The organism is Streptomyces collinus Tu 365 (assembly GCF_000444875.1).
Classification (GTDB): domain Bacteria; phylum Actinomycetota; class Actinomycetes; order Streptomycetales; family Streptomycetaceae; genus Streptomyces; species Streptomyces collinus_A.
Genome location: NC_021985.1, coordinates 5,553,875 through 5,578,784, shown reverse-complemented (window position 1 = coordinate 5,578,784; position 24,910 = coordinate 5,553,875). Strand labels below are relative to the sequence as shown.

Here is a 24,910-nt window from a genome sequence, read left to right as displayed (position 1 = left end):
CAGGGCGCGGGACGCCCCGCCGCGCGCCGTGCCCGGAGCGCGGCGACGGGGCATGCGCGTCTCAGGCCGCGAGGCCGAGTGCCGCCATCCGCTTGGTGTGCGCCTCCGTGATGCGCGAGAACATCCGGCCGACCTCGGCGAGGTCGAACCCGTCGGCGACCCCGCCCACCAGCATCGTGGAGAGCGCGTCCCGGTCGGCGACGACCCGCTGCGACTGCGACAGGGCCTCGCCCATCAACCGCCGTGCCCACAGCGCGAGCCGGCCGCCCACGCGCGGGTCGGCGTCGATCGCCGCGCGCACCTTCTCGACGGCGAACTCGGCGTGCCCGGTGTCGTCGAGCACCGCGAGGACCAGCTCACGCGTGTCGGTGTCCAGACGGGCGGCGACCTCCCGGTAGAAGTCGCTCGCGATGGAGTCACCGACGTACGCCTTGACCAGGCCCTCCAGCCAGTCCGAGGGGGCCGTCTGCCGGTGGAAGCCGTCCAGGGCCGCCACGAACGGCTCCATCGCCCCGGTCGGCTCCTCGCCGATCTCGGTCAGCCGGTTGCGCAGCCGCTCGAAGTGGTGGAACTCCGCCGAGGCCATCTTCGCCAGCTCGGCCTTGTCCGCGAGGGTGGGCGCCAGCTTGGCGTCCTCCGCGAGCCGCTCGAACGCGGCGAGCTCCCCGTACGCGAGCGCGCCCAGCAGGTCCACGACCGCGGCGCGGTACTGGGGGTCGGCGGCGGCCTGCGCCCAGTCCTGGGCGGCGACACCGGTGGGACCGGCGGAGGCTGCGGACCCGTTCTCAGGCTTGTCGGAGCTAGTCATGAGGCGCACAATAGCCCGCTCGCCGCGCCGCTCAAGTCCCTGGTCATCCACTGTGACTACGACGACGTGACGAATTCGGCCATCGCATGTGCGCGATTCCGGGGTATGGTGGTAATGCGCCTGCTGAGTGCGTCGACGATGTTCGACGTGTCGCGACAGGCCGCACGCATGAGGATGCCCGGTCGGTGGCCCGATCGGCTCCGACCCGACAGCCCTCCCCGGCCGTACGTCACTGCACGTACGACGACCGGAGGGACACCCTCAGCGGTACGAGCGCTAGAGCGTCGGCAGTGGTCCCGTGTCTTACGGAGTGCCCGAGTGGTTCGCCCGTACGGCGGCCGACGTCCCCGGCACGGTCAGACATGACCCCCGCGCTCGCCTCGCGCCGCGCACACAGAAGAGGCAGCACCCTGACTACGACGTTTCGTGAACTCGGAATCCTTCCTGAGACCGCCGAGGCCCTGGAGGCCGTCGGCATCATCAGTCCCTTCCCCATCCAGGAGATGACGCTCCCGGTCGCCCTGTCCGGCACCGACGTCATCGGCCAGGCCAAGACCGGCACCGGCAAGACCCTCGGCTTCGGTCTGCCGCTCCTGGAGCGCGTGACCGTCCCCGCCGACGTGGAGGCCGGACGCGCCGCCCCCGAGGACCTCACCGACGCCCCGCAGGCGCTCGTCGTCGTCCCCACGCGCGAGCTGTGCCAGCAGGTCACCAACGACCTCCTGACCGCGGGCAAGGTGCGCAACGTGCGCGTCATCGCCATCTACGGCGGCCGGGCCTACGAGCCCCAGGTCGAGGCCCTGAAGAAGGGCGTCGACGTGGTCGTCGGCACCCCGGGCCGGCTCCTGGACCTCGCGGGCCAGAAGAAGCTCAACCTGAAGCACGTCAAGAGCCTGGTCCTCGACGAGGCCGACGAGATGCTCGACCTGGGCTTCCTGCCCGACGTCGAGAAGATCATCAACATGCTGCCGGTCAAGCGGCAGACCATGCTGTTCTCGGCGACCATGCCGGGCGCGGTCATCGGCCTCGCGCGCCGCTACATGTCGCGGCCCACGCACATCCGCGCCACCGCGCCGGACGACGAGGGCGCGACGGTCGCGAACATCAAGCAGTTCGTCTACCGCGCGCACAACATGGACAAGCCGGAGATGGTCGCGCGGATCCTGCAGGCCGAGGGCCGCGGGCTCGCGATGATCTTCTGCCGGACCAAGCGCACGGCGGCCGACATCGCCGAGCAGCTCGAGCGCCGCGGCTTCGCCTCCGGCGCGGTCCACGGCGACCTCGGCCAGGGCGCCCGTGAGCAGGCCCTGCGCGCCTTCCGCAACGGCAAGGTCGACGTGCTCGTCTGCACCGACGTCGCCGCGCGCGGCATCGACGTCGAGGGCGTCACCCACGTCATCAACTACCAGTCCCCCGAGGACGAGAAGACCTTCCTGCACCGCGTGGGCCGCACCGGCCGCGCGGGCGCCAAGGGCACGGCGATCACGTTCGTGGACTGGGACGACATCCCGCGCTGGCAGCTGATCAACAAGGCGCTGGAGCTGGACTTCAACGACCCGGTGGAGACGTACTCCAGCTCCCCGCACCTGTTCTCGGACCTCGGCATCCCCGCCGGCACCAAGGGCGTCCTGCCGCGCTCGGAGCGCACCCGCGCCGGTCTGGACGCGGAGGTGCTGGAGGACCTCGGCGAGACCGGTGGCCGCGGTGCGCGCGGTCGCGGTGGCCGTGGTGGCCGCGCCGAGGCCGCCGCGCCCGAGCGTGAGCGCTCGGCACGCGCCCCGCGCAGCCGCCGCCGTACGCGTGGCGGTGCGCCGCTGGACGCGTCCGCGACGACCGCCGAGGCACCGGCCGTCGAGTCCGGCTCCGTGGCGGAGCCCACGGCCGCCCGGACCCCGCGCCGCCGTCGCCGCACGCGTGGCGGTGCCGCGCCGGCGCCCGTGACGCCCGCCGCGGTCTCCCCTGCCACGGACGCGGCCGAGGCCGCCGTCACGGCGGTGGAGAGCCCGGCCGCGCCGACGACCCCGGAGAAGCCGCGCCGTCGCCGCACCCGCAGGTCGGCGGAGCCGGTCGAGGCCCTGGCGGTCGAGACGCAGGTGGCGGAGGCCGCTCCCGTGGCCGTCGCTCCGCAGGCCGCCGAGGCCGTGGCGGACACGGCGGAGGCCGTCGAGGCCAAGCCGCGCCGCCGCACCCGCAAGGCAGCCGAACCGGCCGCCGAAGCCGCCGTCGCCACCGCGGAAGGCACGGACGAGGCCGCCCCGGCGACCAAGCCCCGCCGCACCCGCAAGACCGCCGCCGCCGCGCCCGTCGAGGTGGCCGAGGCCGCCGCCGACACGGCCGAGGCCGTCGAGGCCAAGCCGCGCCGCCGCACCCGCAAGGCAGCCGAAGCCGCCGTCGCGACGGCCGAAGGCACCGACGAGGCCGCCCCGGCGACCAAGCCCCGCCGCACCCGCAAGACCGCCGCCGCCGCGCCCGTCGAGGTGGCCGAGGCCGCCGCCGACACGACGGAGGCCGTCGAGGCCAAGCCGCGCCGCCGCACCCGCAAGGCAGCCGAACCGGCCGCCGAAGCCGCCGTCGCCACCGCGGAAGGCACGGACGAGGCCGCCCCGGCGACCAAGCCCCGCCGCACCCGCAAGACCGCCGCCGCCGCGCCCGTCGAGGCGGCCGAGGCCGCCGCCGACACGACGGAGGCCGTCGAGGCCAAGCCGCGCCGCCGCACCCGCAAGGCAGCCGAGCCCGCCGCCGAAGCCGCCCTCGCCACCGCAGAAGGCACCGACGAGGCCGCCCCGGCGACCAAGCCCCGCCGCACCCGCAAGACCGCCGCCGCACCGGTGGAGGCGGCCGACACGGCCACCGAGGCCAAGCCGCGCCGCACCCGCAGGACGGCCGCCGCCGCCGAAGCCGCCCTCGACACGGCCGAGGCCGTCGAGGCCAAGCCGCGCCGGGCCCGCAAGACGGCCGCCGTCGCGGTGGAGGAGGGCGCCGAGGCGCCCGCGCCCAAGGCGCGGCGGACCCGCAAGGCCGTGGCCGAGGCGGCCGCTCCGGAGATCCCGGCGCAGGCCACCGACGAGCCCGAGGTCAAGCCGCGTCGCCGTACGCGCAAGGCCACGGCGGCCGCGGAGGCCACCGAAGGCTGATCCGGCACCCTGTCGGCAATGGCCCGGTCCACTTCGAAGTGGACCGGGCCATCCGCGTCCGTGGCGACCGGGTTCCGGCCCTCGCGCACCGACGAACGTGTCCGGTCCCTGCCTCATGGCCGCGCTCCCGCCCCGATAGCCTGCCTCCATGAGCCGGCCTGCCACCTTCGTCCCGCCCCCCGGTGCCCGCGCGTACGCGCTGCGGACCGCGCGCGGTGAGTTCGCCGTAGTCGACGCGCCCGTGGCGGACGGGGTGGAGCCCAGGGGGGTGGCGCTGCTCCTGCCGGGGTTCACCGGCAGCAAGGAGGACTTCAACCCGCTGCATGTGCCGCTGGCCGAGCGCGGTTACCGGACGGTGGCCGTGGACGGGCGCGGGCAGTACGAGTCGGACGGGCCCGAGGACGACCAGTCGGCCTACGCGCAGGAGGAGTTGGCGCGGGACGTGCTCGCGCAGGCCGAGGCGGTCGGGGCGCCCGTGCATCTGCTCGGGCACTCGCTCGGCGGGCAGATCTCGCGTGCGGCGGTGCTGCTGGACCACTCCCCCTTTCGCTCGCTCACCCTGATGGCCTCGGGCCCGGCGGAGATCTCGGCCTCCCAGCGGGAGCGGGTGAAGCTGCTGCGGGACGCGCTCGCCGTGATGACGATGGCGGAGGTGTGGGACACGATGCAGGCGATGGAGGCCCCCGAGGAGACCGACACGGGCGCGCTGGACGGCGGCCTGGACGACCGGGACGACCTGCGGCGGCGCTGGCTCCGTACCAAGCCGGCCCAACTGCTCGCCACCGGGCGGCAGTTGTGCACCGAACCGGATCGTGTCGCCGAACTGGCCGCCGTGCCGCTGCCGTTCCACGTGCTGTCGGGCGCGCTGGACGACACCTGGCCGCTGGCGCTGCTCGACGGGATGGCGGACCGGCTGAACGCCCGGCGGACGGTGGTCGAGGGCGCCGAGCACTCCCCCAACACCGACCGGCCGCTCGCCACGGCCCGCGCGATCGCCGACTTCTGGCAGGCGCACCCGGGCCGGGCGGTCTAGCCCTCAGTACTGCGTCTGCAGGTGCTCCCAGAAGCCGTCCCGGAGGGAGCGGCGCAGGTCCGCCTGGCCGCGCAGGGAGTACTGGAGCAGGCCCTCGGCCTCGACCAGCAGGTCCTGGTCGACGGAGCCGGGCAGGTACGGGTGGCCGGGCAGCAGCTCGACCAGGGCCTCACGGCCCCGCGCGGACAGCCACTTGGCGGCGATCTGCGCGCCGACGAAGCGGACGTCCTCCCGGGTGGGCCGGGCCCCGGCGGTGGCCTCGTAGGCGGCGGCGGTGCGGCGGGAGACGTACGGCTTGAAGAACTCCAGGTCGAAGGTGCGCTGGCTGTCGACCTCCCAGAGCAGCGGCTCGGCCTGGTTGCGCCCCTCGGGCGCCTCGATGCCCCACAGGTGGACACGGGCGCCGTAGCCCTGGGCCGCCTCGACCGCCGACACCAGGTCCTCGTCGCCGCCGAGCAGGGCCGCGTCGCTGATCGCGCGGTGGCGGGCCAGGGACTCCAGGTCCGAGCGGATGAGCGAGTCGACGCCCTTCTGCTGGTTGTTGGCGTTGAGGTTGCCCAGGCGGACCTTGACGTCGGGCAGTTCGGCGATGGACTGCTGCTCGGCGGTGTGGATGCGCCGCCGGGCGCCGTCGTACCAGTAGACGCGCAGCAGCCGGCTGTCCGCGAAGATGGTGCGGGCCCTGTCGATGAGCGCGTCGATCAGGCCCTCGGCGTCGAGGTCGAAGGCCCGCCGGTCCTCCGTGCCGGCGACCAGCCGGCCGGCGGCCGCGTAGAGGTAGCCCGCGTCGACGAAGATCGCGTGGGTGGAGGGCGTCTTCGCCACCTCGGCGAGCATGCGCTGCAGCAGCTCGTTGGTGTGGTCGATGCGGGCGGCGAGGGCCGCCAGGTCGTCGTTCATCGCCTCCATTGTCCCGGCGGTCACGCTGCGAACACAACCGATCCCGGGCGGTCTCACGCACACCGCTTACCGTTCAGTAATTAGTCGTTCGAAAAATTTATTTAGCGTAGGGAATGTTTGTAACACGCAGCTCGTTGACTCTCTACGACAGCACACCTCACCCAGTAGTTCTCCGCAGGAGGATGACCAGACGAAGGGAGAAGCCCATGCGCTTCGAAATCATGCGACTCGACGAGGTCAACGGCACCACCGTGGACACCACCGTCGTGGACGCCGCCTCCGTCAACCGGATCGTTCAGCAGGCCGCCGCCGTGGGGCAGCGCCTGTGGATCCGCCCGGCCGAGACCCCGGCCTCGTAACGGGGACCGCCACTCAAGCCTTCCGGGGGAGCCGAGGCCCGGTTCTCAGCTCCCCCGGATCACCTGAGTGATCCCGTTGATGATCTGCTGCACGGCGATCGCGGAGAGCATCATGCCCGCGAGCCGCGTCACGAGGACCACACCGCCGTCCTTGATGACCCTGATGATCAGCAGCGAGTAACGCATCACCAGCCACAGCACGACGTGGATCGCGAGGATCGCGGCCCACACCGAGATCTGCGTGGACACACTGCCGGCCTTCTGCACGGCGAGGATCACCGACACGATGGCGCCGGGCCCCGCCAGCAGCGGCATGCCCAGCGGCACGAGGGCGACGTTGACGTCCTTGGTCTGCTTCGGCTCGTCGGTCTTGCCGGTGAGCAGGTCGAGCGCGATCAGCAGGAGCAGCAGTCCGCCCGCGATCATCAGCGCGGGGACCGAGACGTGCAGGTAGTCGAGGATCTGGTGGCCCAGGACGCCGAAGACGGCGATGACCCCGCCCGCCACGCAGACGGCCTGGAGGGCCATCCGCTTCTGCACCTTGGCCGGACGGCCGGCGGTCAGGGCGAGGAAGATCGGGGTGATCCCGGGGGGATCCATGATCACGAAAAGGGTCAGGAACAGGGAGCCGAAGACGGCGATGTCGAACATGCGGGAAGTACTGGCCTTGCGGAGAAGTGTGCGTGGGGACGGACGTCTGCGGGTCCGGTGAGGTGACCGGGCCCGGTCTCAGGCTCCGCCGGTGCCGGGCACCGGGAAGGCCCCGGTCGCCCGCCGGGTGATCTCCCCGTACACCTCGGGGTCCGTCGTGTGAGCGCCGAGCGCGACGGTCTTGCGGCTGCCGTGGTAGTCCGAGGACCCCGTGACCAGCAGCCCCAGGTCCTTCGCGAGGCCCCGCAGACGGGTCCGGGTGTCGGCGTCGTGGTCGATGTGGTCGACCTCGATGCCGTCCAGGCCGGCCGCGGCCAGCTCCGCGATCACGGACTCCGGTACCGTACGGCCGCGCTTGGCGGCGGCCGGGTGCGCGAAGACGGTCACGCCGCCCGCGCCCTTGACCAGCCGGATCGCCTCGAAGGGGTCGGTCTCGTGCTTCTCCACGTAGGCCCGGCCGCCGTCGGCGAGCCACTCCTCGGTGAACGCGTCGCTCACCGTGGCCACGACGCCCAGTTCGACGAGCGCGGTGGCGACGTGCGGCCGGCCCACCGAACCGCCGGCGGCGATCCGCTCGACCTGTTCCCAGGTGACCGGCACGCCGAGCGCGTTCAGCCGGGCGACCATGCCCTGGGCCCGCGGCACCCGGTCGTCCCGGACCAGCTCGCGCTCGGCGAGCAGGGCGGGCTCCTCGGGGTCGAAGAGGTAGGCCAGCATGTGCAGGGAGACCCCGTCGACGCGGCAGGACAGCTCGGCGCCGGTGACCAGGGTGAGCCCCTCGGGCAGCGCGGCGGTCGCCTCGGCGTACCCACGGGTGGTGTCGTGGTCGGTCAGCGCGACGACGTCCAGACCGGCCGCGGCCGCGTTGCGCACCAGCTCGGCCGGGGTGTCCGTGCCGTCGGAGGCCGTGGAGTGGCAGTGCAGATCGATGCGCACAGCGACTCCAGGGCGGGACGGGACGGAGGGGGACACCTAAGGATAGCCGCAGGAACGGCATGCCCTGTCACACCCGCACCCCGGGGGCACCCCCTACAGGGGCGCTCAGGGGCGCAGCAGCCGCGGCGACAGCGCCCCGCAGGGGACGAGGTCTATCTCCGCGCCCGCGTCCCGCAGGTCGGTCAGGACCAGCTCGTCGTACATGAGCATGCTGGACTGCTCCGGCCAGACCACCGCCCACAGCCACAGTCCGAGAGCCTCGCCGGCGAAGACGGCGCGGTCGCCCGGGGCGCCGGAGACGTGCCAGAGCGGGGTGGGGCGGCCGGCGGCCAGCACCTTGGCCTGGGGCGGCTTCTCGACGTTCAGGTACGGGCCGGGGTCGGGGGCGTCGATGCCCGCGAAGTGCGCCCCGAGGCCGACGCCGAGCTCCTCGGCGACCAGGATCAGCTCACCCACTCCGCCGAGCGGGCCGGGGCCCGAGCAGGCCACGGCGGTGGCGCGGCCGCCGCTGCGGTCGTCGCCCGCGTAGGTCACGCCCGTGAACAGCCATCCGACCGGCAGCGGCCAGGGCATCCACACCGGCACCTGCGTACGGCGCACCACGACGGTGAGCGCCTCGACACTGGGCGGGATCACGGGCTGCAGCGGGTACACCGCCCCGTGCTCGTCGCACTGCCAGGCGTCGGCGAATAGGCCGGGAGCCCGGACCCGGCCACCACACTTCGGGCAACTGGGTTCGCCCCTCATAGGGCCCCACGGTCCTACCCCGGCACGCCCGCGTCAAGGACGATCACCCGTCCGGCCGGAACGCCCGTGGCCCGGCCCACCCGGGAAGACTAGATGCATCTTGCATTAATTAGCCTCCCTAACCTAGTATGTGTATAAACCAACTATCTACTCGGGACGGGAGAAGCACATGGACTCCTTCGACGCGGGAGCCGGCGGCATCCTGCGGCAGCCCAAGGCGGTCTGGGCCACGGCAGGCGCGTCCGTCGTCGCCTTCATGGGCATCGGCCTGGTGGACCCGATCCTGCCGTCGATCGCGCAGGGCCTGAACGCCACCCCCGGCCAGGTGTCCCTGCTCTTCACCTCGTACTTCCTGATCACGGCGGTGGCGATGCTGCTGACCGGCTTCGTCTCCAGCCGCATCGGTGGCCGCAGGACCCTGCTGGCCGGCCTCGCCTTCGTCATCGTCTTCGCCGCCCTCGCCGGCACGTCGGACACCGTCGGCCAGCTCGTCGGCTTCCGGGCGGGCTGGGGACTGGGCAACGCGCTGTTCGTCTCGACCGCCCTCGCGGTCATCGTGGGCGCGGCGGCCGGCGGCAGCGCGGCGGCGATCCTGCTCTACGAGTCCGCGCTCGGCCTCGGCATGGCCTGCGGCCCGCTGCTGGGCGCCGTCCTCGGCAACATCAGCTGGCGCTACCCGTTCTTCGGCACCGCCACCCTGATGGCGGTGGGCTTCCTGTGCATCACGGCGTTCCTGAAGGAGCAGCCGAGGCCCGCGCGGAAGACCTCGATCCTCGACCCGCTCAAGGCGCTCGGCCACGGCGGCCTGGCCTCGGCCGCGGTCTCGGCGTTCTTCTACAACTACACGTTCTTCACGGTGCTGGCCTTCACGCCGTTCGTGCTGAACATGACCCCCTACCGCTCGGGCGCGGTGTTCTTCGCCTGGGGCGTGCTGCTCGCCGTCTTCTCGGTGATCGTGGCCCCGCGGCTGCAGGCACGGTTCGGCTCGCTGAAGGTACTCGGCGGCTCCCTGGTACTGCTCGCGGCCGACGTACTCGTGCTCGGCTACGGCGACCACACCACGGCCGTCGTGTGCACCATCCTGTCCGGCGCCTTCATCGGCGTGAACAACACCGTCTACACCGAGCTGGCCCTCGGCGTGTCGGACGCGCCGCGCCCGGTGGCCAGCGCCGGTTACAACTTCGTCCGCTGGTTCGCGGCCGCGGCGGCGCCGTACTTCGCGCCCAAGATCGAGGAGTGGACCGACATCCACGTCCCGTTCGTGGTCGCGGCCGTCACGGCGGTGCTGGGCGCGCTGGTGGTCGTCGTACGGCGCAGGGCGCTCACCCACGAGGCCGAGCGGCTCGAGCCGGCCCACGCCACCGAGGACGGCGTCACCGTCTTCGCCAACTGACCCTTCGTTCCCGGGCCTTGGTGACCTTGCTCACTCGGGTGCGGTGTCCAGCGGCACGGACCTGCGGGCGGGATCCCGCAGGTCCGTGCCGCCTGCGAGCCAGCGCTCCTGGAGCGCCTGGGCACCGTGCACCCGCTTCCAGGCGGCCTCGTTCGGGGTCATCGGCAGCAGCGGCAGGAACCGTACGGGATCCATCGGGTCGTCGAGCTCCAGGTCCGCCACCAGACCGCCGGGCTCGCCCACCAGCACCGAGGTGAAGGGGGCGCCGGGCCACAGCGGCCCGCCCACGTCCAGGGACGCGCCGGGGGCCACCACCACACCCTCCACCTGCGGGGAGGCGGCGAGCACCGCGAGCGGGCGCAGCACCTTGTCGGTGTCCGCCCGGCCCGCGCGGACCGACAGCACCAGCTCGGCGCGGGGGCCCTTCACCGGGTCGGCGAGCACCGCGGTGGGGTCCGCCATGGGCTGTGCCGACATGCCGAGGGTGGCGTAGCGGACCAGGTCCTCCTCGTGGAAACGGAGCACCTCGATGCGGTCCGTGCCGAGGAAGGTGACCGCGGCGCGCGCGTCCGGCTCGCCCAGCGCGGTGACCAACCGGGCCTCGACCAGAGGAAGAACATCAACCATGCGGTGAGCATAGAACTCGTCAGCTACGGGCAAAGCGGCGCCTTGACACCAGGGGCTGCTGCTACGCTGAGCCGGTGGTTCGGGGCAGCACGCAGAAGCGTCGCTATCGAGTCCCGACGCCGACGAGACTCCCTTACGAGGGACCGGCCGGAGGAGGTGGGGCTGTCATGGATCGAAGTCGACCTGGTAGTACCACTCGCTCTTCCGGCTGCTGATGTAGTTCCTGGCAGGTTGCCGCCTTCACGCTCGCTTCGTCGTTCGGAAGAGCACTTCGTCTCGCTTTGCCTGATCTGTCTGACCTGAATCAGTTCTGCATCAGCAGCGAAACACGCCACCGCGACGGTGCGGTGCTCCCCGCTTTGTGGACGTGCCAAACATCCTGCCCCGTACGAAGGGCCGGAGCCCCCCGCAGGACGTCCCCATTCCGGGTAGTTCCACCCGATCGCCGCGCGCAGTCGCTGCCCGCCCGCGAAGGAGCCTGCCCATGTCGATGATCCGTGACCTGCGCGCCGTGGTCCGCCCGTCGTCCCGTGTCTCGCTGCGCAAGGAACCGAGCACGTCGTACGACACCACGCGCGACCCGTCCACGCCCTCGGCCGTCGTCGACTGCGCCGTCTACCGCGACGGCGCCCGGGTACAGAGCGCCAAGCCGCTGAGCCCGCAGGAGGCGATGCGGCTCGTGCGCCGCGACGGCGGGTTCGTGTGGATCGGCCTGCACGAGCCGACCGAGGCGGAATTCGCCGGTATCGCGGGCGAGTTCGGGCTGCACCCGCTGGCCGTCGAGGACGCCGTCCAGGCCCACCAGCGCCCCAAGCTGGAGCGCTACGACGACTCCCTCTTCACCGTCTTCAAGACGATCCACTACGTCGAGCACGACCGGCTCACCGCCAACAGCGAGGTCGTCGAGACCGGTGAGGTCATGTGCTTCACCGGGCGGGACTTCTTCATCACCGTCCGGCACGGCGGCCAGGGCTCGCTGCGGGCGCTCAGGCACCGGCTCCAGGACGACCCGGAGCTGCTCGCCAAGGGCCCCTCGGCCGTGCTGCACGCCATCGCCGACCACGTCGTGGACGGCTACATCGCGGTCGCCGACGCCGTCCAGGACGACATCGACGACGTGGAGACCGAGGTCTTCTCGCCGGGCCGCCGGGGCGGTGTCTCGCGCGGTGTGGACTCGGCGCGGATCTACCAACTCAAGCGCGAGGTACTGGAGTTCAAGCGGGCGGTCGCACCGTTGCTGCGGCCCATGCAGCTGCTGAGCGAGCGGCCGATGCGGCTGATCGACCCGGACATCCAGAAGTACTTCCGGGACGTGGCCGACCACCTCGCCCGCGTCCAGGAGCAGGTCCTCGGCTTCGACGAACTGCTGAACTCCATCCTCCAGGCCAACCTCGCGCAGGCGTCCGTCGCGCAGAACGAGGACATGCGCAAGATCACCGCCTGGGCGGCCATCATCGCCGTGCCGACGATGGTGTGCGGGGTCTACGGCATGAACTTCAAGTACATGCCCGAGCTGCACTGGAAGTACGGCTACCCGGTGATCATGGGCGTCACGGTGGTGCTGTGTCTCGGCATCCACCGCACGCTGAAGCGCAACGGCTGGCTGTGAGCGGCCTGGATAGGCTGAGCCCATGACAAGCGAGCTGCTCGACCGGGCCCTGATCGAGGAGGCCACCAAGAAGTCCGGCCTCATCTGGGTCAAGGGCGCCGGGGCCCCGGCGGCGCGTGCCCTGTGGCACGTGTGGCACGAGGGCGCGGTGTGCCTGGTCGGCGACGGCCCGGGCGAGCAGCCGCTGCCCGCGCTGGAGGACGGCGGCCGCGCCGAGGTGACCGTGCGCAGCAAGGACAAGGGCGGCCGGCTGGTGAGCTGGCCGGCGACCGTGTCCGAGCCGGCCGCCGGCTCGCCGGAATGGGAGGCGGCGGTGGCCGAGCTGAAGGGGAAGCGGCTGAACGCCCCCGACGGCGAGGAGATGCCCGCGCGCTGGGCCCGGGAGTGCAGAGTGCTCCGGCTGACCCCCGCGGGCTCGCCGGAGCCGCTGCCCTCCGGGGATCTGGCGCGGCGGCCGGTGCCCTCGCCCGCGACCACGCGACGGCCGGTCCCGGCGGCCCTGCCACGGCTGCTGGCCCGGCGCCGAAAGGCCAAGCGGGGCCCCGGCGCCGAGTAGGGCACCGCAAGGCGGACCGGTCGGCCGGGGATGGTCCGGCCGCCGGGACCGCCGGACCGCTACGACGTCGGCAGCTGCTTGCCGTAGTCCACCGTCTCGCCCTTCGCGGGCTCGGTCACGGCGAAGTCCTTGCCCCAGTCGAAGAAGCTGAGCGTGCCCGCGGAACCGGCCCGCTCCAGGCGCAGCGGGTAGGGCCGGCCGTGCAGGGAGACGTCGAGGGTGCCGCCCGAACCGGCGTCGCCGGTGATGCGAATGGTGCTGGTACCCGCCTGCTCGTGGTGCCCGTCCGTCGCCAGCTTGCCGTGCAGGGTGAGCAGACCGTCGAGGAGGAGGTCCTTGTCCGTGAAGCCGCTGAACTTCTTGTACGCGGGATCCCCCTGCGGCACCTTGACGTACTTGCCGTCGAGCTTGCCGGCCGCGCCGTCGCTGCCGTCCGCGTGGTTCCAGAAGCCCGCGTCGGCCTTCAGGTACAGCTTGCCGCCGATCCGCAGCAGTCCGAACGTCGAGCCCTGTGACGTGACCGAGCCGGTGCCGCCGTCGGGCTTCAGCCGCATGTCCAGCTTGTACGTGCGGCCGCTGGAGACCACCGTCCCGGACAGCCGCACCGCGGTCGCCGACTTCGCCGCCGCGCGGGTCTTCGCCTGGATCTGCGCGGCGGGCAGCTTGCCCACCCCGTTGGTCCCCGCGTCCGGATCGTCGCCACCACACCCCGACAGCACCATCGCTCCGGTGACGGCCAGCGCGCATGTCGCGGTGACCAGCACGGCCCGGCGGGTACGGCCCTGGGGAATCGCAGTCACAGGTGGGGCTGCCTCTCTGACGGGTCCTGAGCGGTGTACGGCAGCGTACCGGGGCCCCGCGCGCCCGACGGAGCCAGTCCGTCCGGACCGCCCACCAGGGCGTATCCGATCGGTACGGGCTAGCCTGAAGCGCACGCGAGCGGGCACACAACAGCAATCCCCACGCAATGCGAGCAAAGGAAGCACAGCCATGGCAGCCGGCGCCCCCCGGATCTTCGTCTCGCACCTCGCCGGGGTCCCCGTCTTCGATCCGGCCGGCGACCAGGTGGGCCGGGTACGCGACCTGGTCGTCATGCTGCGCGTCGGGCGACGTCCGCCGCGCGTCCTCGGGCTGGTCGTCGAACTGTCCACCCGGCGCCGCATCTTCCTGCCCATGACCCGGATCACCGGCGTGGAGTCCGGGCAGGTCATCACCACCGGTGTGGTCAACGTGCGCCGCTTCGAGCAGCGGCCCACCGAGCGGCTGGCCTTCGGCGAGCTGCTGGACCGGCGGGTGAAACTGGTGGAGACCGGCGAGGAGGTCACCGTCCTCGACGTATCGGTGCAGCAGCTTCCGGCCCGCCGCGACTGGGAGGTCGACCGGGTCTTCGTCCGCAAGGGCAGGAAGGGCAGCGCCTTCCGGCGGGCCAAGGGCGAGACGCTGACCGTCGAGTGGTCGGCGGTCACCGGCTTCTCCCTGGAGGAGCACGGACAGGGCGCCGAGAGCCTGCTCGCCACCTTCGAGCAGCTGCGCCCCGCCGACCTCGCCAACGTGCTGCACCACCTGTCCGCCAAGCGGCGCGCCGAGGTCGCCGCCGCCCTGGACGACGACCGGCTCGCCGACGTCCTGGAGGAGCTGCCGGAGGACGACCAGATCGAGATCCTCGGCAAGCTGGCCGAGGAGCGCGCGGCGGACGTCCTGGAGGCGATGGACCCGGACGACGCGGCCGACCTGCTCGCCGAACTGCCCGAGGCGGACAAGGAGCGGCTGCTGAGCCTGATGCAGCCCGCCGACGCGGCCGACATGCGGCGCCTGATGTCGTACGAGGAGCACACGGCGGGCGGTCTGATGACCACCGAGCCGATCGTGCTGCGCCCGGACTCCACCGTCGCCGACGCGCTCGCCCGGGTCCGCAACCAGGACCTCTCCCCCGCGCTCGCCGCCCAGGTCTACGTGTGCCGGCCGCCCGACGAGACGCCGACCGGCAAGTACCTGGGCACCGTCCACTTCCAGCGCCTGCTGCGCGACCCCCCCTACACCCTGGTCAGCTCCCTGGTGGACGACGACCTGCAGCCCCTGGCCCCCGGCGCCACGCTGCCCGTCATCGCCGGGTTCTTCGCCACCTACGACATGGTGGCGGCGCCCGTGGTGGACGAGTCCGGGTCGCTGCTCGGCGCGGTCACCGTAGACGACGTGCTCGACCACATGCTCCCCGACGACTGGCGGGAGACCGAGTTCCACCTCGACGAGGGAGAGGGGGCGACCACCCATGGCTCCTGAGCGAGACACCGGGACCCGGGAACGCAACCCGGCCGGCGCCACGGCCGCCCCGCGGCCCCGGGCACGCCTGGACCAGCCGCGCCCGCCGCGGCACCGGTTCCTGCCCGAGTGGGACCCGGAGGCCTTCGGTCGGCTGTCGGAGAAGATCGCCCGCTTCCTGGGCACGGGACGCTTCATCGTCTGGATGACGGTGGTGATCATCCTGTGGGTGGTATGGAACATCTCCGCCCCGGCCGCGCTGCGCTTCGACCAGTACCCGTTCATCTTCCTGACCCTGATGCTGTCGCTCCAGGCGTCCTACGCGGCGCCGCTGATCCTGCTGGCGCAGAACAGGCAGGACGACCGCGACCGGGTCAACCTGGAGCAGGACCGCAAGCAGAACGAACGCTCCATCGCCGACACCGAGTACCTGACCCGGGAGGTCGCCGCGCTGCGCATGGGTCTGGGCGAGGTGGCCACCCGCGACTGGATCCGCTCGGAGCTCCAGGACCTGGTCAAGGAGCTGGAGGAACGCAGGCGGCACGACGGTCACGTCGTATTCCCGGCAGAGCGGGCGGAACGGTCGCCGGGACGTGACGCAGACGACCGCTGAGGGGCTACCCGGAGGCCCCTCGCGGCGCCGTACCATCGTCCTTATGGCTACGGAAGACGCGGTGCGCGAGGCACTGGCGACGGTGAACGACCCCGAGATCAACCGCCCCATCACCGAACTGGGGATGGTCAAATCGGTGGAGATCGGCGCGGACGGAGCGGTCGCGGTGACCGTGTACCTGACCGTCTCCGGGTGCCCGATGCGCGAGACGATCACCCAGCGGGTGACCGAGGCGGTCTCCCGGGTCGAGGGCGTCTCCCGCGTGGACGTCACGCTGGACGTGATGAGCGACGAGCAGCGCAAGGAGCTGGCGAACGCCCTGCGCGGCGGCCAGACCGAGCGCGAGGTCCCCTTCGCCAGGCCGGGCAACCTGACCCGGGTCTACGCGGTCGCCTCCGGCAAGGGCGGCGTCGGCAAGTCCTCGGTGACGGTGAACCTGGCGGCGGCGATGGCGGCCGACGGTCTGAAGGTGGGCGTCGTCGACGCCGACATCTACGGCCACTCGGTGCCGCGGATGCTGGGCGCGGACGGCCGCCCCACCCAGGTCGAGAACATGATCATGCCGCCGTCGGCCAACGGCGTGAAGGTCATCTCCATCGGCATGTTCACCCCGGGCAACGCCCCGGTGGTCTGGCGCGGCCCGATGCTCCACCGCGCGCTGCAGCAGTTCCTCGCCGACGTCTACTGGGGCGACCTCGACGTCCTGCTGCTGGACCTCCCGCCCGGCACCGGTGACATCGCGATCTCCGTCGCCCAGCTGATCCCGAACGCCGAGATCCTGGTCGTGACGACGCCTCAGCAGGCCGCCGCCGAGGTGGCGGAGCGGGCCGGCTCCATCGCCGTGCAGACCCACCAGAAGATCGTCGGCGTGGTCGAGAACATGTCCGGCCTGCCCTGCCCGCACTGCGGTGAGATGGTCGACGTCTTCGGCACCGGCGGCGGCCAGCTCGTCGCCGACGGGCTCACCCGCACCACGGGCGCGACGGTCCCGGTCCTCGGCAACATCCCGATCGACGTCCGCCTGCGCGAGGGCGGCGACGAGGGCAAGCCGGTGGTCCTGACGGACCCCGACTCCCCGGCGGGCTCCGCCCTGCGCGCGATCGCCGGAAAGCTGGGCGGCCGCCAGCGCGGCCTGTCGGGCCTGTCCCTGGGCATCACCCCGAAGAACAAGTTCTGACGCCACGCGCCTGCGATCTGCGGCTCCGTCACCGGTCAGCTCCCTGGCCAGCGGCGGAGCCGTTGACGTTGGTCGGTGTCGTTCGGGCAGGACCGCCTGTCGGGACACGGCTTCGAGAAAGCGGCCTGCTCGGGCAGGACAGTTCGACGGCCGGCACTCAGTCTCCTTCGGGCGAGGCATCGGACTTGTCCGTGCGCATGAGAATTCCGGGGCAGTCCGCATCGACTTCGCCCGTGTAGTGGTTTCGCCAGAAGTAGCGACTGGTGCGCGGCAGCGGCACTTCCACCAGTCGGCCGTCGTGCATCATCCACAAGCCGAAGCAGTCGTCCTCCTCGTCGTGGATCAGTACCTGCACGGAGTGCGGGGAGGGCCACGGCTGCGACTCCAGGTCTTCCAGCAGTCCGACCCAGCCACTCCGTCGCACGAACTCGGCGACCCAGCCGTGCCCGGCAGCAGCGAATTGTCCAGACCACTTACGGTTGGGGTCTCGCCGGGTCAGCGGTTCCATGATCTCTTGTGCGTTGCTGGCCAACACGATGACCTCGGCGATTCTGCTCATTGCCGAGTATCACCGCAGGCCCGGGAGGAACCGCAAGCGAGTTCCCTCGCTGAGATCCGACGTCCGCTGGAGCGAGTCTCTTTGATGAGTCGATCCGCCGATCGGCGCCCCCTGAATGCCTGCGGCATCGCGCATGGAAGCCTGTCCGCATGGGTGCATTCGCGGACCGGCTCGACGGCGGGTGGACGTGGTGGGAGGCCGCCATCGAAGAGGCGCAGGAAGGGCGCTGGGTCCGTGACGCCGTGGAACGGCAAGTGATCAAGGACATCGGCGCCGCCACGAACCCTCTCCACGGCGGACGGATGGCCCCGTTCACCGAGGACTCGTGGCACGTACGCATCGGGAGGATCGCGAACTGGGCCGGGGTGCTGCGGCTCGCGGCCCGATCAGGCGGATGGGTGCTCCAGCCAGTCGTCGGGCGCCGTCCACCGCACCCTGCGGGCATGACCGAACTGCTGTCCGGCATCTACGCGGTCGGCGAGCAAGGAGAAATCTGGATGCGGCAGCTTCTGAAGGGCGGGCTGCCGCTGGAGGACGAGATCGCGAAGGCTGAGGGCTTCCTCACCGGGCCGGGATCCGTCGAGGACCTTGAGCTCTTCTTCTACGACTGAAAGGCCGTCGCTTCGTCTTCGGTTGATGCATCGTTCGAACTGGGGCGGCTTCGGCGCCTCCTGCGACAATGCCGCGACAGTGACGCTGGTCATGAGGCAGGGGGGCGCTACAGGACGCGACGGGGGACGCCCTGGAAGAATCTCGAACGCATGCGACTGCAGTTCGGATTCGTGGGAGTCCCGGGCGACGTCGGTCAGCTGAGGTAGTGCGCGCGTCCCTCGTCGTCGAGTTCGAAGGGGCCCTCGGGGATGATGCAGAACTCGTTGCCCTCGGGGTCGGCCATCACCAGGAATCCTCCGTCCGCGTACCGCTCGAGCCTGCGGCCGCCGAGCGCCTCGACCCGCTGCTGCTCGGCGGCCGGATCGGGTGAGGTGATGTCGAAGTGCATCCGGTTCTTGCCCGACTTGGGCTCGGCGGAGCGCTGGAAGCCCAGGCCCAGACCGTTCTCGCGCCGTAGCCACACGTACGGCCCGGTTCGGCCCACCACCGGCCTGCCGAGCAGCTCGGACCAGAACACGGCCAGTCGTTCGGGGTCCACGGCGTCGACGATGAGGGCGTTGATGTGCATGGGTGAGTCCACCATGTCCTGATCTTCTCAACCTACGCCGCACGGTCGCCGCCGCGGTCGCGGTAGCGGTCGTTCCGACGTGATCCACCCGGTGGCCGTGACCGCGTGAAGGCGGGTTCGGGGGGGGCGCCGGTGGTGACGGCGCCCCCTTCTCTCAGGCGTACTCGGCGATGTCCTTGATCATCGAGAAGCCGAGGCCGTACGCGCTCATCCCCCGCCCGTACGCCCCCACATGGGCCCCGGCCCCGGTGGTGCCGGCCAGGACCCAGCCGAACTCCGACTCCCGGTAGTGGAACTCGGCGGGCACGCCGTCCACCGGGAGGGAGAGTCTGGACCACTCCGGGCCGTCCAGGTCGTCGGCCAGGGCCCACGCCGTCTCCGTCTGCTGGTCCAGCCAGTCGTCGCGGAGGCTGTGGTCCATCTGGCCGGGCCAGGTGAAGGACAGCAGCCCCACGCCGGCCAGCCAGGCCGCCGAGGACACCGACGTCGCCTCCAGCAGGCCCGTGCCGTCGGCGCTCCTGCGGGACGGGTTCGCGGCGACGGTCACCACGACCGCGAACTTCTCCCGGGGCTCGTCCGCCGCCGACGCGGCCACGTGCTCGTTGCGTACGGAGGGCTCGTCACCGTGCCCGATCGAACCGTGCTCCACGGCCCCGTCGGCCGCGGTGCCGACCTGCATCAGCCAGCGCGGCCCCGTGAAGGCCTCGTCGAGGCCGTACCAGGGGAAGGGCGCCTCCAGGTAGGCGTCGACCGTACGCCGGGCGGAGAGGGACTGGTGTCCGCCCTCCGCGGCCGGCGACTGCGCGCCCACCCGACTTGTCGTCTCCATATGCCCGGACGCCTCCTCGCTCTCGTCGGACCGGGGCGGCCCGCCCCCCTTCGGGCGTACTCGTCCGGTCCGCACAACAACTCGGCAGCATATCCACACCGCTGACGACAGGCGGGAAACCGCCCGGCGCGTGGGTCGCGAGAGCGGCCCCCACGCGCGGTGCGCGGGAGGCTCGGCGGGTGTCACGTACCGGCGATGTGAAACGCGTCACGCAAGCGGTCCGGGCGCCGGGCGCGTCGCGCGCGCGGGTACCGGGTGGGTCAGGTGGCGTCCGCGTCGAAGGGCGGCCGGTCGTCCGGGCCGGGGTCCTCGGGCTTCTTGGTCATGTCGATGCGTCCGCCGGAGGAGGGGGAGGACGAGGACGGGCCGTCGCCGTCGCGGCCGTTGACCGCGTCCGTGACCTCGGCCATCTCCTTCTTCAGGTCGAAGCCGTTGCGGATCTCCTTCAGCCCCAGCTCGTCGCTGTCCAGCTGCTTGCGCAGGAACGCCTTGGGGTTGAGGTCCTCGAACTCGAAGTCCTTGAACTCGGGACCGAGCTCACTGCGGATGTCGTGCTTGGCGCTCTCCGAGAACTCGCGGATCTTCCGGATCGTGCGCGTCACGTCCTGGATGACCTTGGGGAGCTTGTCCGGGCCGAAGACGAGGACGGCGATCACGATGATGGTCACCAGTTCCAGTGGCCCTATGTCATTGAACACCTGACGCTCCCATTGCGATGTCCTCGGTCGCTCAACGGTACCCGGCTCGACAGTCGGACCGATACCGTCCCGTGGTGAGACTTCTGTCAGTTCTCTTCCGGACTTCGGTCAGTTCTGCTCCGAAGCGCCCAGCACGAGTGAAACCTCCCGCTCGCCGCCGCGTTCGACCGTCAGGCGCAGCCGGTCGCCCGGTTCGTGGGCACGGATCCTGACGATCAGTTCCTCACCCGAGTGGACGCGCTCTCCGTCCACCTCGGTGATGACGTCGCCTGCCTTGAGGCCGGCCCGGGCGGCGGGGCCGCCGGCGGCGACGGCCGGGCCGCCGTCCCTGGCCCTGCTGTCGACACGGGCGCCGTCACCGGTCCAGCCCATGTCGAGGGTGACGCCGATGACGGGGTGGGTGGCGTGACCCTTGTTGATCAGCTCCTCGGCGACCCGCCTGGCCTGGTTGACGGGTATCGCGAAGCCGAGCCCTATGGAACCCGCCTGGCCGCTGCCGGAGTCGGAGCCGGTCCCGGCGGAGCGGATGGCGGAGTTGATCCCGATGACCCGGGCCCGGGAGTCGAGCAGGGGGCCGCCGGAGTTGCCCGGGTTGATGGGGGCGTCGGTCTGGAGCGCGTCGACGTACGACACGTCGCTCCCGTCGCTCTTCTCGCCGCCTGCCGTGATGGGCCGCTCCGTGGCGCTGATGATGCCGGAGGTGACCGTGTTGGCCAGGTCGAAGGGCGCGCCGATGGCGACGACGGGGTCGCCGACCCGGACGCCGTCGGAGTCACCGAGGGGCAGGGGGGTGAGCCCGCGGACGCCGCTGACCTGGACGACGGCCAGGTCGTACCCGCTGTCGCGGCCGACGATCCTCGCCTTTGCGGTGTCCCCGCCGCTGAACGTCACGGATATCTCGCCGCCCGAGGAGGCGGGCTGGACGACGTGGTTGTTGGTGAGGATGTGGCCTCGGGCGTCGAGTACGAAGCCGGTGCCGGTGCCCGCCTCGTCGGCGCCGCTGACGTGCAGCGTGACGACGCTGGGCAGGGCCCGGGCCGCGATCCCGGCGACACTGTCCGGCGCCCGTCCGGCGGGCACGCTCCCGGCCTGCGGCAGCGTCACGTCCCCCACGCCCTCGCGCTCGACGTAGGCGCCGGCGAGCCCGCCGATGCCGCTGGAGACGAGCGCGACCACGGCGGTCCACACCAGCAGCAGCCGCCTGCCCCGCCTCTCCCGCTGCCGGCGTGTGAGCACCCCGGCGCCGGTCTGCTGCAGCGGACCGCGGGCCAAGGGCTCGCGTCCTTCCGCACCCACGGCCCACGGGTCGTACCCCTGCCAGGGATCGCCCCCGCCCGCGCCCTCCACACCACCGGCACCAAGCCCCCAGGGCCCTCCGGCAACCGCTTCGCCGGGGCTCCCGGCAGCTCCTTGCCCCTCGGAACCCGGGAGGGGCCGAGCGGCCTGCGCGGGGCTGGGAGGGGTGGCCGGCGGTAGCGCGGGCGCCGCGGTGTGCCCTGGCGCGGGCGGCGCCGCCTGCTCGGCGACCCGGGCAGCCGCCGGAACCGGCGCGGGTGCGGTCGGCCCGCCGCCCGGCGTGGGCTGCGCCCCCTGGCCGGGGGCAGGCGCGGCCGCGGGTCCGACCGCCGACCGGCTCGCCCCCGCCGTCACCGTCGAAGCCCCCTGCCCCGGAACAGTCGGCGCGGCTGGCCGGCCCGGGACCACGGGTGGACCCTGCCCCGGTGCAGGCTGAGGCACCCCCGCCGTCACCGGCGAAGCCCCCTGCGGCGGAACAGTCGGCGGGACCGGTCGGCCCGGGATCAGTTGTGCCCCCTGGCCCGGGGCAGGCGGGGGCGTGGGCGCCGTCGGGTGCTGGACCGGTGGGGCCGGGGCCCAAGGGCCCGGTTCGCCGTAGGGCGGGGTGTTGTAGGGGTCGGGGTCGTGCAGGGGCGTGGGGCGTTCCGGGGGCGGGGTCGCCGCGGGCTCGTCAGGTGGGGTCGCGGCCGTGGCCCGGGCGGGCGTGGGGGGCGCGGGCTTGGCCAGCTCGAAGTCGCCCTCGGGTGCGGTGTGCTCCCCGGGCGTCGGGTTCCCCTGGTTCATGCTCTCCCCACGGCCGGCCGCGGCCGGCCGTGTCGGCGGGGGCCGCGGAACGTCGATTCCGTGCCCGGTCGGCGCCGGGGCACGGTCTCGCAGGATTCAACCAGGTCCGTGGGCCCGGGCGCAGTGGCAGGTCAGGGCGTCTCGGGCGACGGGGGCGGGGAGGAGGGGGCGGGGTCGGTGTCGGGGACGGGGGCGGACAGCAGGCCGGGTCCGGACACCCGGGGCGGTGCGGGCAGCGCCAGGGAGAACGGGGCGATCTCGCTCAGCGGGCGTATCAGCGGGGAGACCGCGGCCGCGCCGGCCATCACCGGGGTGGTCAGGCCGCGCACGGTGTCCTGGAGCTGCCCGGCGGCCGGGGTCGGCACTCCGGGGAGCAGCGGCGCCGACATGGAGGTCGGCGCCACGGGGGTCTGGCCGAGCAGGCTGCTGCCCTGGAGCAGCGGCCCCACCGAGCGGCGGCGCTGGGACTCGGGCGTCGCCGCGCCCGCTCCGGTGCCCGCCGAACGCGCGGGGATCACGTTGCCCGTGCCCGCGCCGCCGCGGGCGTCGACGGCCGTGTCGCCGGGGAAGGCGGTGGTGACACCGCCGAGGGCGAGGGCGGCCAGGGACACCGCGCCGGCGGCGGCGAACGCGAACCGCAGTCCGCGCGAGGCGGAGCGGTCGGCGTCGGGGCGGCCGACGGGGTGGACGCGGAAGCCGCGCTCCTCGGGGGCGCGGGGATGCGCGGGCACGGCGGGCACGTAGCCGAACGCGAAGCGCTCGCCACGGCTCAGGCCGAAGACCCCCGCGTCGGGTTCCCGTCCGAGGAGTCCGCCCCCGGGCGCCGGCGTGCCGCCGCCGTCCAGGTCACCTCCCCCGGGAAGGCCCTGGAGCCGGGCCAGGAAGCTCTCGGAGGGCGACGGTGGGGCCGCCTCGGCGAACACGTTCTTCAGGCGGCGCTGGGCGTCCGCCTCCGCCTTGCAGCGGGCGCAGGTGGCGAGGTGGGCCAGGACCCGGTCGCGCGACTCGTGGCCGAGTTCCCCGTCCACCAGGGCGGAGAGCCGGTCTCCCAGGTGCTGCTCCGCGAGATGCGAGGGTTTGGGTCGGGATCCGTTCACGCGCTCGCGCCCCCTCCCCCCAGAGCGGGGACACGGGCCACGAACGACCGCCGCTCGGTCTTGCGCGCGTCCGGGGAACGGTGGGCGAGGGCCTTGCGGAGCTGCGAGCGGCCGCGGTGGATGCGGGAGCGGACCGTGCCGAGCTTCACGCCGAGCGTGGCGGCGATCTCCTCGTACGACAGTCCTTCGATGTCGCACAGGACGACGGCGGCGCGGAACTCGGGCGCCAGGGTGTCGAGGGCCTGCTGGACGTCGGCGTCGAAGTGGGCGTCGTTGAACACCTGCTGCGGGGTGGGCTCGCGACTGGGCAGGCGCTCGGCCGCGTCCTCGCCGAGGGCGTCGAAGCGGATGCGCTGCTTGCGCCGGACCATGTCGAGGAAGAGGTTGGTGGTGATGCGGTGCAGCCAGCCCTCGAACGTGCCCGGCGAGTACGTCGACAGGGAACGGAAGACGCGGACGAAGACCTCCTGGGTGAGGTCCTCGGCGTCGTGCTGGTTGCCGGTGAGGCGGTAGGCCAGCCGGTACACCCGGCCGCTGTGCGTGCTGACGATCTCCTCCCACGTGGGCGGAGTCCAAGCCTGCCCGTCCGCGTCGGTGGAGAAGGTCGCGGTCTGGGCGTCGGCCGCGGCGGCGCCGGCGGCGTGGCTGTGGTCAGCAGCGGTGTCGGTCACGGATTTCGGCCTGCCCGCCGACCCGAGGAAGCGCCGCAGCACTCCACCCCGGTCCCCAGGCGTAGCCGCACCTCCCCTGTCGGCTCTGGTGGTGTCCAGTGGAGCCCCTACCATAGCCACCTCGCCCGTTAGCTCCGGATAAGCGGTTTTACGAGAATTTGATACGCGCTGATACGGCTGCGTCAGCATGTGCTCGGCGCCATCGTCCACCTCTTGCCCCCCGTCGCGTTCCGGGCTCACGCCCCCACCCTTTAAACGCCCGGTCCCATCTGCGGGTTCCCGACGGCAACGGATACAGTCACGCCGAGGCAACCACGGGGACAGGAGAGGGTCATTACCGCCAACCGGCAGACGAGCTGGGCGTTCGCCGACGCCTTTGTCGCCGAGGACGAGGCACTGCGCTGGGCCCGTGAGCGGGCCCGCGAGGCAGGGCTGCGCTCGGTGTCGCCCGGCACGGGCGCCGCGCTGCGTCTGCTCGCCGCCTCCGTGGACGCCAAGGCGGTCGCGGAGATCGGCACGGGCTGCGGGGTGTCCGGGATCCATCTGCTGCACGGCATGCGCCCGGACGGGGTGCTCACCACGGTCGACCAGGAGCCGGAGCACCAGCAGTTCGCCCGGCAGGCGTTCCGTGCCTGCGGCTTCGCCAGCAACCGGGCCCGTTTCATCCCCGGCGGCGCCCTCGACGTGCTGCCCCGGCTCGCGGACGCCGGCTACGACCTCGTCTTCTGCGACGCGGACCGGCTGGAGTACTCGGACTATCTCGCTGAATCGTTGCGCCTGCTGCGGCCGGGCGGGCTTGTGGTGTTCGAGGGGATCTTCGCCAGCGGCCGTACGGTCGACTCGGGACCGCAGCCCACGGAGGTGCTGCGGCTGCGCGAGCTGCTGCGCACGGTGCGGGAGAGCCAGGAGCTGGTGACCTCGCTGCTGCCGGTGGGCGACGGCCTGCTGTGCGCCGTCAAGCGGTGAGCGTCCGGGCGCAGGCGCCGGGGCCCCGG

General features: G+C 72.4%; 25 protein-coding genes. 11 read left to right on the top strand and 14 right to left on the bottom strand.

The window, feature by feature from the left end:
* Positions 1-61: 61 nt before the first annotated feature.
* Positions 62-808 carry a ferritin-like domain-containing protein gene (locus tag B446_RS24400; RefSeq protein ID WP_020942103.1) on the bottom strand — a complete coding sequence of 249 codons (747 nt, stop codon included), beginning with the start codon at positions 806-808 and terminating at the stop codon, positions 62-64.
* A gap of 503 nt (positions 809-1,311) precedes the next feature.
* Here B446_RS24400 and B446_RS24395 point away from each other — a divergent pair.
* On the top strand, positions 1,312-3,942 hold the full coding sequence (locus tag B446_RS24395; RefSeq protein ID WP_020942102.1) for a DEAD/DEAH box helicase: 2,631 nt from the start codon (positions 1,312-1,314) through the stop codon (positions 3,940-3,942).
* A 148-nt stretch (positions 3,943-4,090) separates the two neighbouring features.
* Positions 4,091-4,975 carry an alpha/beta fold hydrolase gene (locus B446_RS24390; RefSeq protein ID WP_020942101.1) on the top strand — a complete coding sequence of 295 codons (885 nt, stop codon included), beginning with the start codon at positions 4,091-4,093 and terminating at the stop codon, positions 4,973-4,975.
* A gap of 3 nt (positions 4,976-4,978) precedes the next feature.
* On the opposite strand, the gene B446_RS24385 is transcribed toward B446_RS24390, so the two are convergent.
* Positions 4,979-5,875, bottom strand: coding sequence for an NYN domain-containing protein (locus B446_RS24385; protein ID WP_020942100.1), 897 nt, complete (start codon positions 5,873-5,875; stop codon positions 4,979-4,981).
* 206 nt (positions 5,876-6,081) lie between these two features.
* Between B446_RS24385 and B446_RS39740 the strand changes: the two genes are divergently transcribed.
* On the top strand, positions 6,082-6,234 hold the full coding sequence (locus tag B446_RS39740; protein ID WP_020942099.1) for a hypothetical protein: 153 nt from the start codon (positions 6,082-6,084) through the stop codon (positions 6,232-6,234).
* 45 nt (positions 6,235-6,279) lie between these two features.
* Here the strand turns inward: B446_RS39740 and B446_RS24380 are convergent, their stop codons facing one another.
* From B446_RS24380 to B446_RS24370, 3 genes are all read right to left on the bottom strand, one after another.
* On the bottom strand, positions 6,280-6,885 hold the full coding sequence (locus tag B446_RS24380; RefSeq protein ID WP_020942098.1) for a MarC family protein: 606 nt from the start codon (positions 6,883-6,885) through the stop codon (positions 6,280-6,282).
* A gap of 78 nt (positions 6,886-6,963) precedes the next feature.
* Positions 6,964-7,821 carry a PHP domain-containing protein gene (locus tag B446_RS24375; protein WP_020942097.1) on the bottom strand — a complete coding sequence of 286 codons (858 nt, stop codon included), beginning with the start codon at positions 7,819-7,821 and terminating at the stop codon, positions 6,964-6,966.
* 105 nt (positions 7,822-7,926) lie between these two features.
* Positions 7,927-8,568: a DUF6758 family protein gene (locus tag B446_RS24370; protein ID WP_020942096.1), complete on the bottom strand. Its 642-nt coding sequence runs from the start codon at positions 8,566-8,568 to the stop codon at positions 7,927-7,929.
* A gap of 169 nt (positions 8,569-8,737) precedes the next feature.
* Here B446_RS24370 and B446_RS24365 point away from each other — a divergent pair, with 169 nt between their 5' ends.
* Positions 8,738-9,961, top strand: coding sequence for an MFS transporter (locus B446_RS24365; protein ID WP_020942095.1), 1,224 nt, complete (start codon positions 8,738-8,740; stop codon positions 9,959-9,961).
* A gap of 30 nt (positions 9,962-9,991) precedes the next feature.
* Here the strand turns inward: B446_RS24365 and B446_RS24360 are convergent, their stop codons facing one another.
* Positions 9,992-10,588 carry a suppressor of fused domain protein gene (locus B446_RS24360; RefSeq protein WP_020942094.1) on the bottom strand — a complete coding sequence of 199 codons (597 nt, stop codon included), beginning with the start codon at positions 10,586-10,588 and terminating at the stop codon, positions 9,992-9,994.
* Positions 10,589-11,072: 484 nt separating this feature from the next.
* Between B446_RS24360 and B446_RS24355 the strand changes: the two genes are divergently transcribed.
* The gene (locus B446_RS24355) at positions 11,073-12,197 is read left to right on the top strand and encodes a magnesium and cobalt transport protein CorA (RefSeq protein ID WP_020942093.1); all 1,125 of its coding nucleotides are present in this window, start codon (positions 11,073-11,075) and stop codon (positions 12,195-12,197) included.
* Positions 12,198-12,219: 22 nt separating this feature from the next.
* Positions 12,220-12,753 carry a hypothetical protein gene (locus tag B446_RS24350; RefSeq protein ID WP_020942092.1) on the top strand — a complete coding sequence of 178 codons (534 nt, stop codon included), beginning with the start codon at positions 12,220-12,222 and terminating at the stop codon, positions 12,751-12,753.
* Between the two features lie 59 nt (positions 12,754-12,812).
* Here B446_RS24350 and B446_RS24345 read toward each other — a convergent pair whose 3' ends face one another.
* A complete protein-coding gene (locus B446_RS24345) occupies positions 12,813-13,553 on the bottom strand; it encodes a hypothetical protein (protein ID WP_167543347.1) in 741 nt (246 codons plus the stop codon).
* Positions 13,554-13,743: 190 nt separating this feature from the next.
* On the opposite strand from B446_RS24345, the gene B446_RS24340 reads away from it, so the two are divergent.
* From B446_RS24340 to B446_RS24330, 3 genes are read left to right on the top strand one after another with little or no spacing between them, the layout of a single operon-like run.
* On the top strand, positions 13,744-15,033 hold the full coding sequence (locus B446_RS24340; RefSeq protein WP_020942090.1) for a magnesium transporter MgtE N-terminal domain-containing protein: 1,290 nt from the start codon (positions 13,744-13,746) through the stop codon (positions 15,031-15,033).
* Entirely contained in the window at positions 15,023-15,625 is a 603-nt protein-coding gene (locus B446_RS24335; protein ID WP_020942089.1) for a DUF1003 domain-containing protein, read from the top strand. Before B446_RS24340 ends, B446_RS24335 begins: the two co-directional genes overlap by 11 nt.
* A 43-nt stretch (positions 15,626-15,668) precedes the next feature.
* Positions 15,669-16,802, top strand: a complete 1,134-nt coding sequence (locus B446_RS24330; RefSeq protein WP_020942088.1) for an Mrp/NBP35 family ATP-binding protein — start codon at positions 15,669-15,671, stop codon at positions 16,800-16,802.
* 157 nt (positions 16,803-16,959) lie between these two features.
* Here the strand turns inward: B446_RS24330 and B446_RS24325 are convergent, their stop codons facing one another.
* Complete coding sequence (locus B446_RS24325; protein ID WP_020942087.1) at positions 16,960-17,361, bottom strand: hypothetical protein; 402 nt, start codon at positions 17,359-17,361, stop codon at positions 16,960-16,962.
* 149 nt (positions 17,362-17,510) lie between these two features.
* Between B446_RS24325 and B446_RS24320 the strand changes: the two genes are divergently transcribed.
* The gene (locus tag B446_RS24320; RefSeq protein ID WP_020942086.1) at positions 17,511-17,972 is read left to right on the top strand and encodes a hypothetical protein; all 462 of its coding nucleotides are present in this window, start codon (positions 17,511-17,513) and stop codon (positions 17,970-17,972) included.
* Positions 17,973-18,166: 194 nt separating this feature from the next.
* Here B446_RS24320 and B446_RS24315 read toward each other — a convergent pair whose 3' ends face one another.
* The 6 genes from B446_RS24315 to sigE form a co-directional block, all read right to left on the bottom strand.
* Entirely contained in the window at positions 18,167-18,556 is a 390-nt protein-coding gene (locus B446_RS24315) for a VOC family protein (RefSeq protein ID WP_020942085.1), read from the bottom strand.
* A gap of 139 nt (positions 18,557-18,695) precedes the next feature.
* Complete coding sequence (locus B446_RS24310; RefSeq protein ID WP_043476377.1) at positions 18,696-19,370, bottom strand: hypothetical protein; 675 nt, start codon at positions 19,368-19,370, stop codon at positions 18,696-18,698.
* A 260-nt stretch (positions 19,371-19,630) separates the two neighbouring features.
* The gene (locus tag B446_RS24305) at positions 19,631-20,068 is read right to left on the bottom strand and encodes a sec-independent translocase (RefSeq protein WP_043476375.1); all 438 of its coding nucleotides are present in this window, start codon (positions 20,066-20,068) and stop codon (positions 19,631-19,633) included.
* A 108-nt stretch (positions 20,069-20,176) separates the two neighbouring features.
* Positions 20,177-22,204, bottom strand: coding sequence for a trypsin-like peptidase domain-containing protein (locus tag B446_RS37330; RefSeq protein WP_419184178.1), 2,028 nt, complete (start codon positions 22,202-22,204; stop codon positions 20,177-20,179).
* A 74-nt stretch (positions 22,205-22,278) separates the two neighbouring features.
* The gene (locus B446_RS24295) at positions 22,279-23,244 is read right to left on the bottom strand and encodes an anti-sigma factor family protein (protein ID WP_020942081.1); all 966 of its coding nucleotides are present in this window, start codon (positions 23,242-23,244) and stop codon (positions 22,279-22,281) included.
* Entirely contained in the window at positions 23,241-23,957 is a 717-nt protein-coding gene (sigE, locus tag B446_RS24290) for an RNA polymerase sigma factor SigE (protein ID WP_020942080.1), read from the bottom strand. The genes B446_RS24295 and sigE overlap by 4 nt, the downstream gene beginning before the upstream one ends.
* Positions 23,958-24,182: 225 nt before the next feature.
* On the opposite strand from sigE, the gene B446_RS24285 reads away from it, so the two are divergent.
* Entirely contained in the window at positions 24,183-24,881 is a 699-nt protein-coding gene (locus B446_RS24285; RefSeq protein ID WP_078614788.1) for an O-methyltransferase, read from the top strand.
* Positions 24,882-24,910 lie beyond the last annotated feature (29 nt).

Bases quoted from the DNA above. Each gene is read 5' to 3' on its own strand.
- B446_RS24315 (WP_020942085.1), bottom strand. From the start codon at position 18,556: ATGGTGGACTCACCCATGCACATCAACGCCCTCATCGTCGACGCCGTG.
- B446_RS24395 (WP_020942102.1), top strand. From the start codon at position 1,312: ATGACGCTCCCGGTCGCCCTGTCCGGCACCGACGTCATCGGCCAGGCC.
- B446_RS24365 (WP_020942095.1), top strand. From the start codon at position 8,738: ATGGACTCCTTCGACGCGGGAGCCGGCGGCATCCTGCGGCAGCCCAAG.
- B446_RS24310 (WP_043476377.1), bottom strand. From the start codon at position 19,370: ATGGAGACGACAAGTCGGGTGGGCGCGCAGTCGCCGGCCGCGGAGGGC.
- B446_RS24330 (WP_020942088.1), top strand. From the start codon at position 15,669: ATGGCTACGGAAGACGCGGTGCGCGAGGCACTGGCGACGGTGAACGAC.
- B446_RS24350 (WP_020942092.1), top strand. From the start codon at position 12,220: ATGACAAGCGAGCTGCTCGACCGGGCCCTGATCGAGGAGGCCACCAAG.
- B446_RS39740 (WP_020942099.1), top strand. From the start codon at position 6,082: ATGCGCTTCGAAATCATGCGACTCGACGAGGTCAACGGCACCACCGTG.
- B446_RS24320 (WP_020942086.1), top strand. From the start codon at position 17,511: ATGGGTGCATTCGCGGACCGGCTCGACGGCGGGTGGACGTGGTGGGAG.
- B446_RS24370 (WP_020942096.1), bottom strand. From the start codon at position 8,568: ATGAGGGGCGAACCCAGTTGCCCGAAGTGTGGTGGCCGGGTCCGGGCT.
- B446_RS24390 (WP_020942101.1), top strand. From the start codon at position 4,091: ATGAGCCGGCCTGCCACCTTCGTCCCGCCCCCCGGTGCCCGCGCGTAC.
- B446_RS24360 (WP_020942094.1), bottom strand. From the start codon at position 10,588: ATGGTTGATGTTCTTCCTCTGGTCGAGGCCCGGTTGGTCACCGCGCTG.
- B446_RS24385 (WP_020942100.1), bottom strand. From the start codon at position 5,875: ATGAACGACGACCTGGCGGCCCTCGCCGCCCGCATCGACCACACCAAC.
- B446_RS24340 (WP_020942090.1), top strand. From the start codon at position 13,744: ATGGCAGCCGGCGCCCCCCGGATCTTCGTCTCGCACCTCGCCGGGGTC.
- B446_RS24325 (WP_020942087.1), bottom strand. From the start codon at position 17,361: ATGAGCAGAATCGCCGAGGTCATCGTGTTGGCCAGCAACGCACAAGAG.
- B446_RS24380 (WP_020942098.1), bottom strand. From the start codon at position 6,885: ATGTTCGACATCGCCGTCTTCGGCTCCCTGTTCCTGACCCTTTTCGTG.
- B446_RS24400 (WP_020942103.1), bottom strand. From the start codon at position 808: ATGACTAGCTCCGACAAGCCTGAGAACGGGTCCGCAGCCTCCGCCGGT.
- B446_RS24335 (WP_020942089.1), top strand. From the start codon at position 15,023: ATGGCTCCTGAGCGAGACACCGGGACCCGGGAACGCAACCCGGCCGGC.
- B446_RS24355 (WP_020942093.1), top strand. From the start codon at position 11,073: ATGTCGATGATCCGTGACCTGCGCGCCGTGGTCCGCCCGTCGTCCCGT.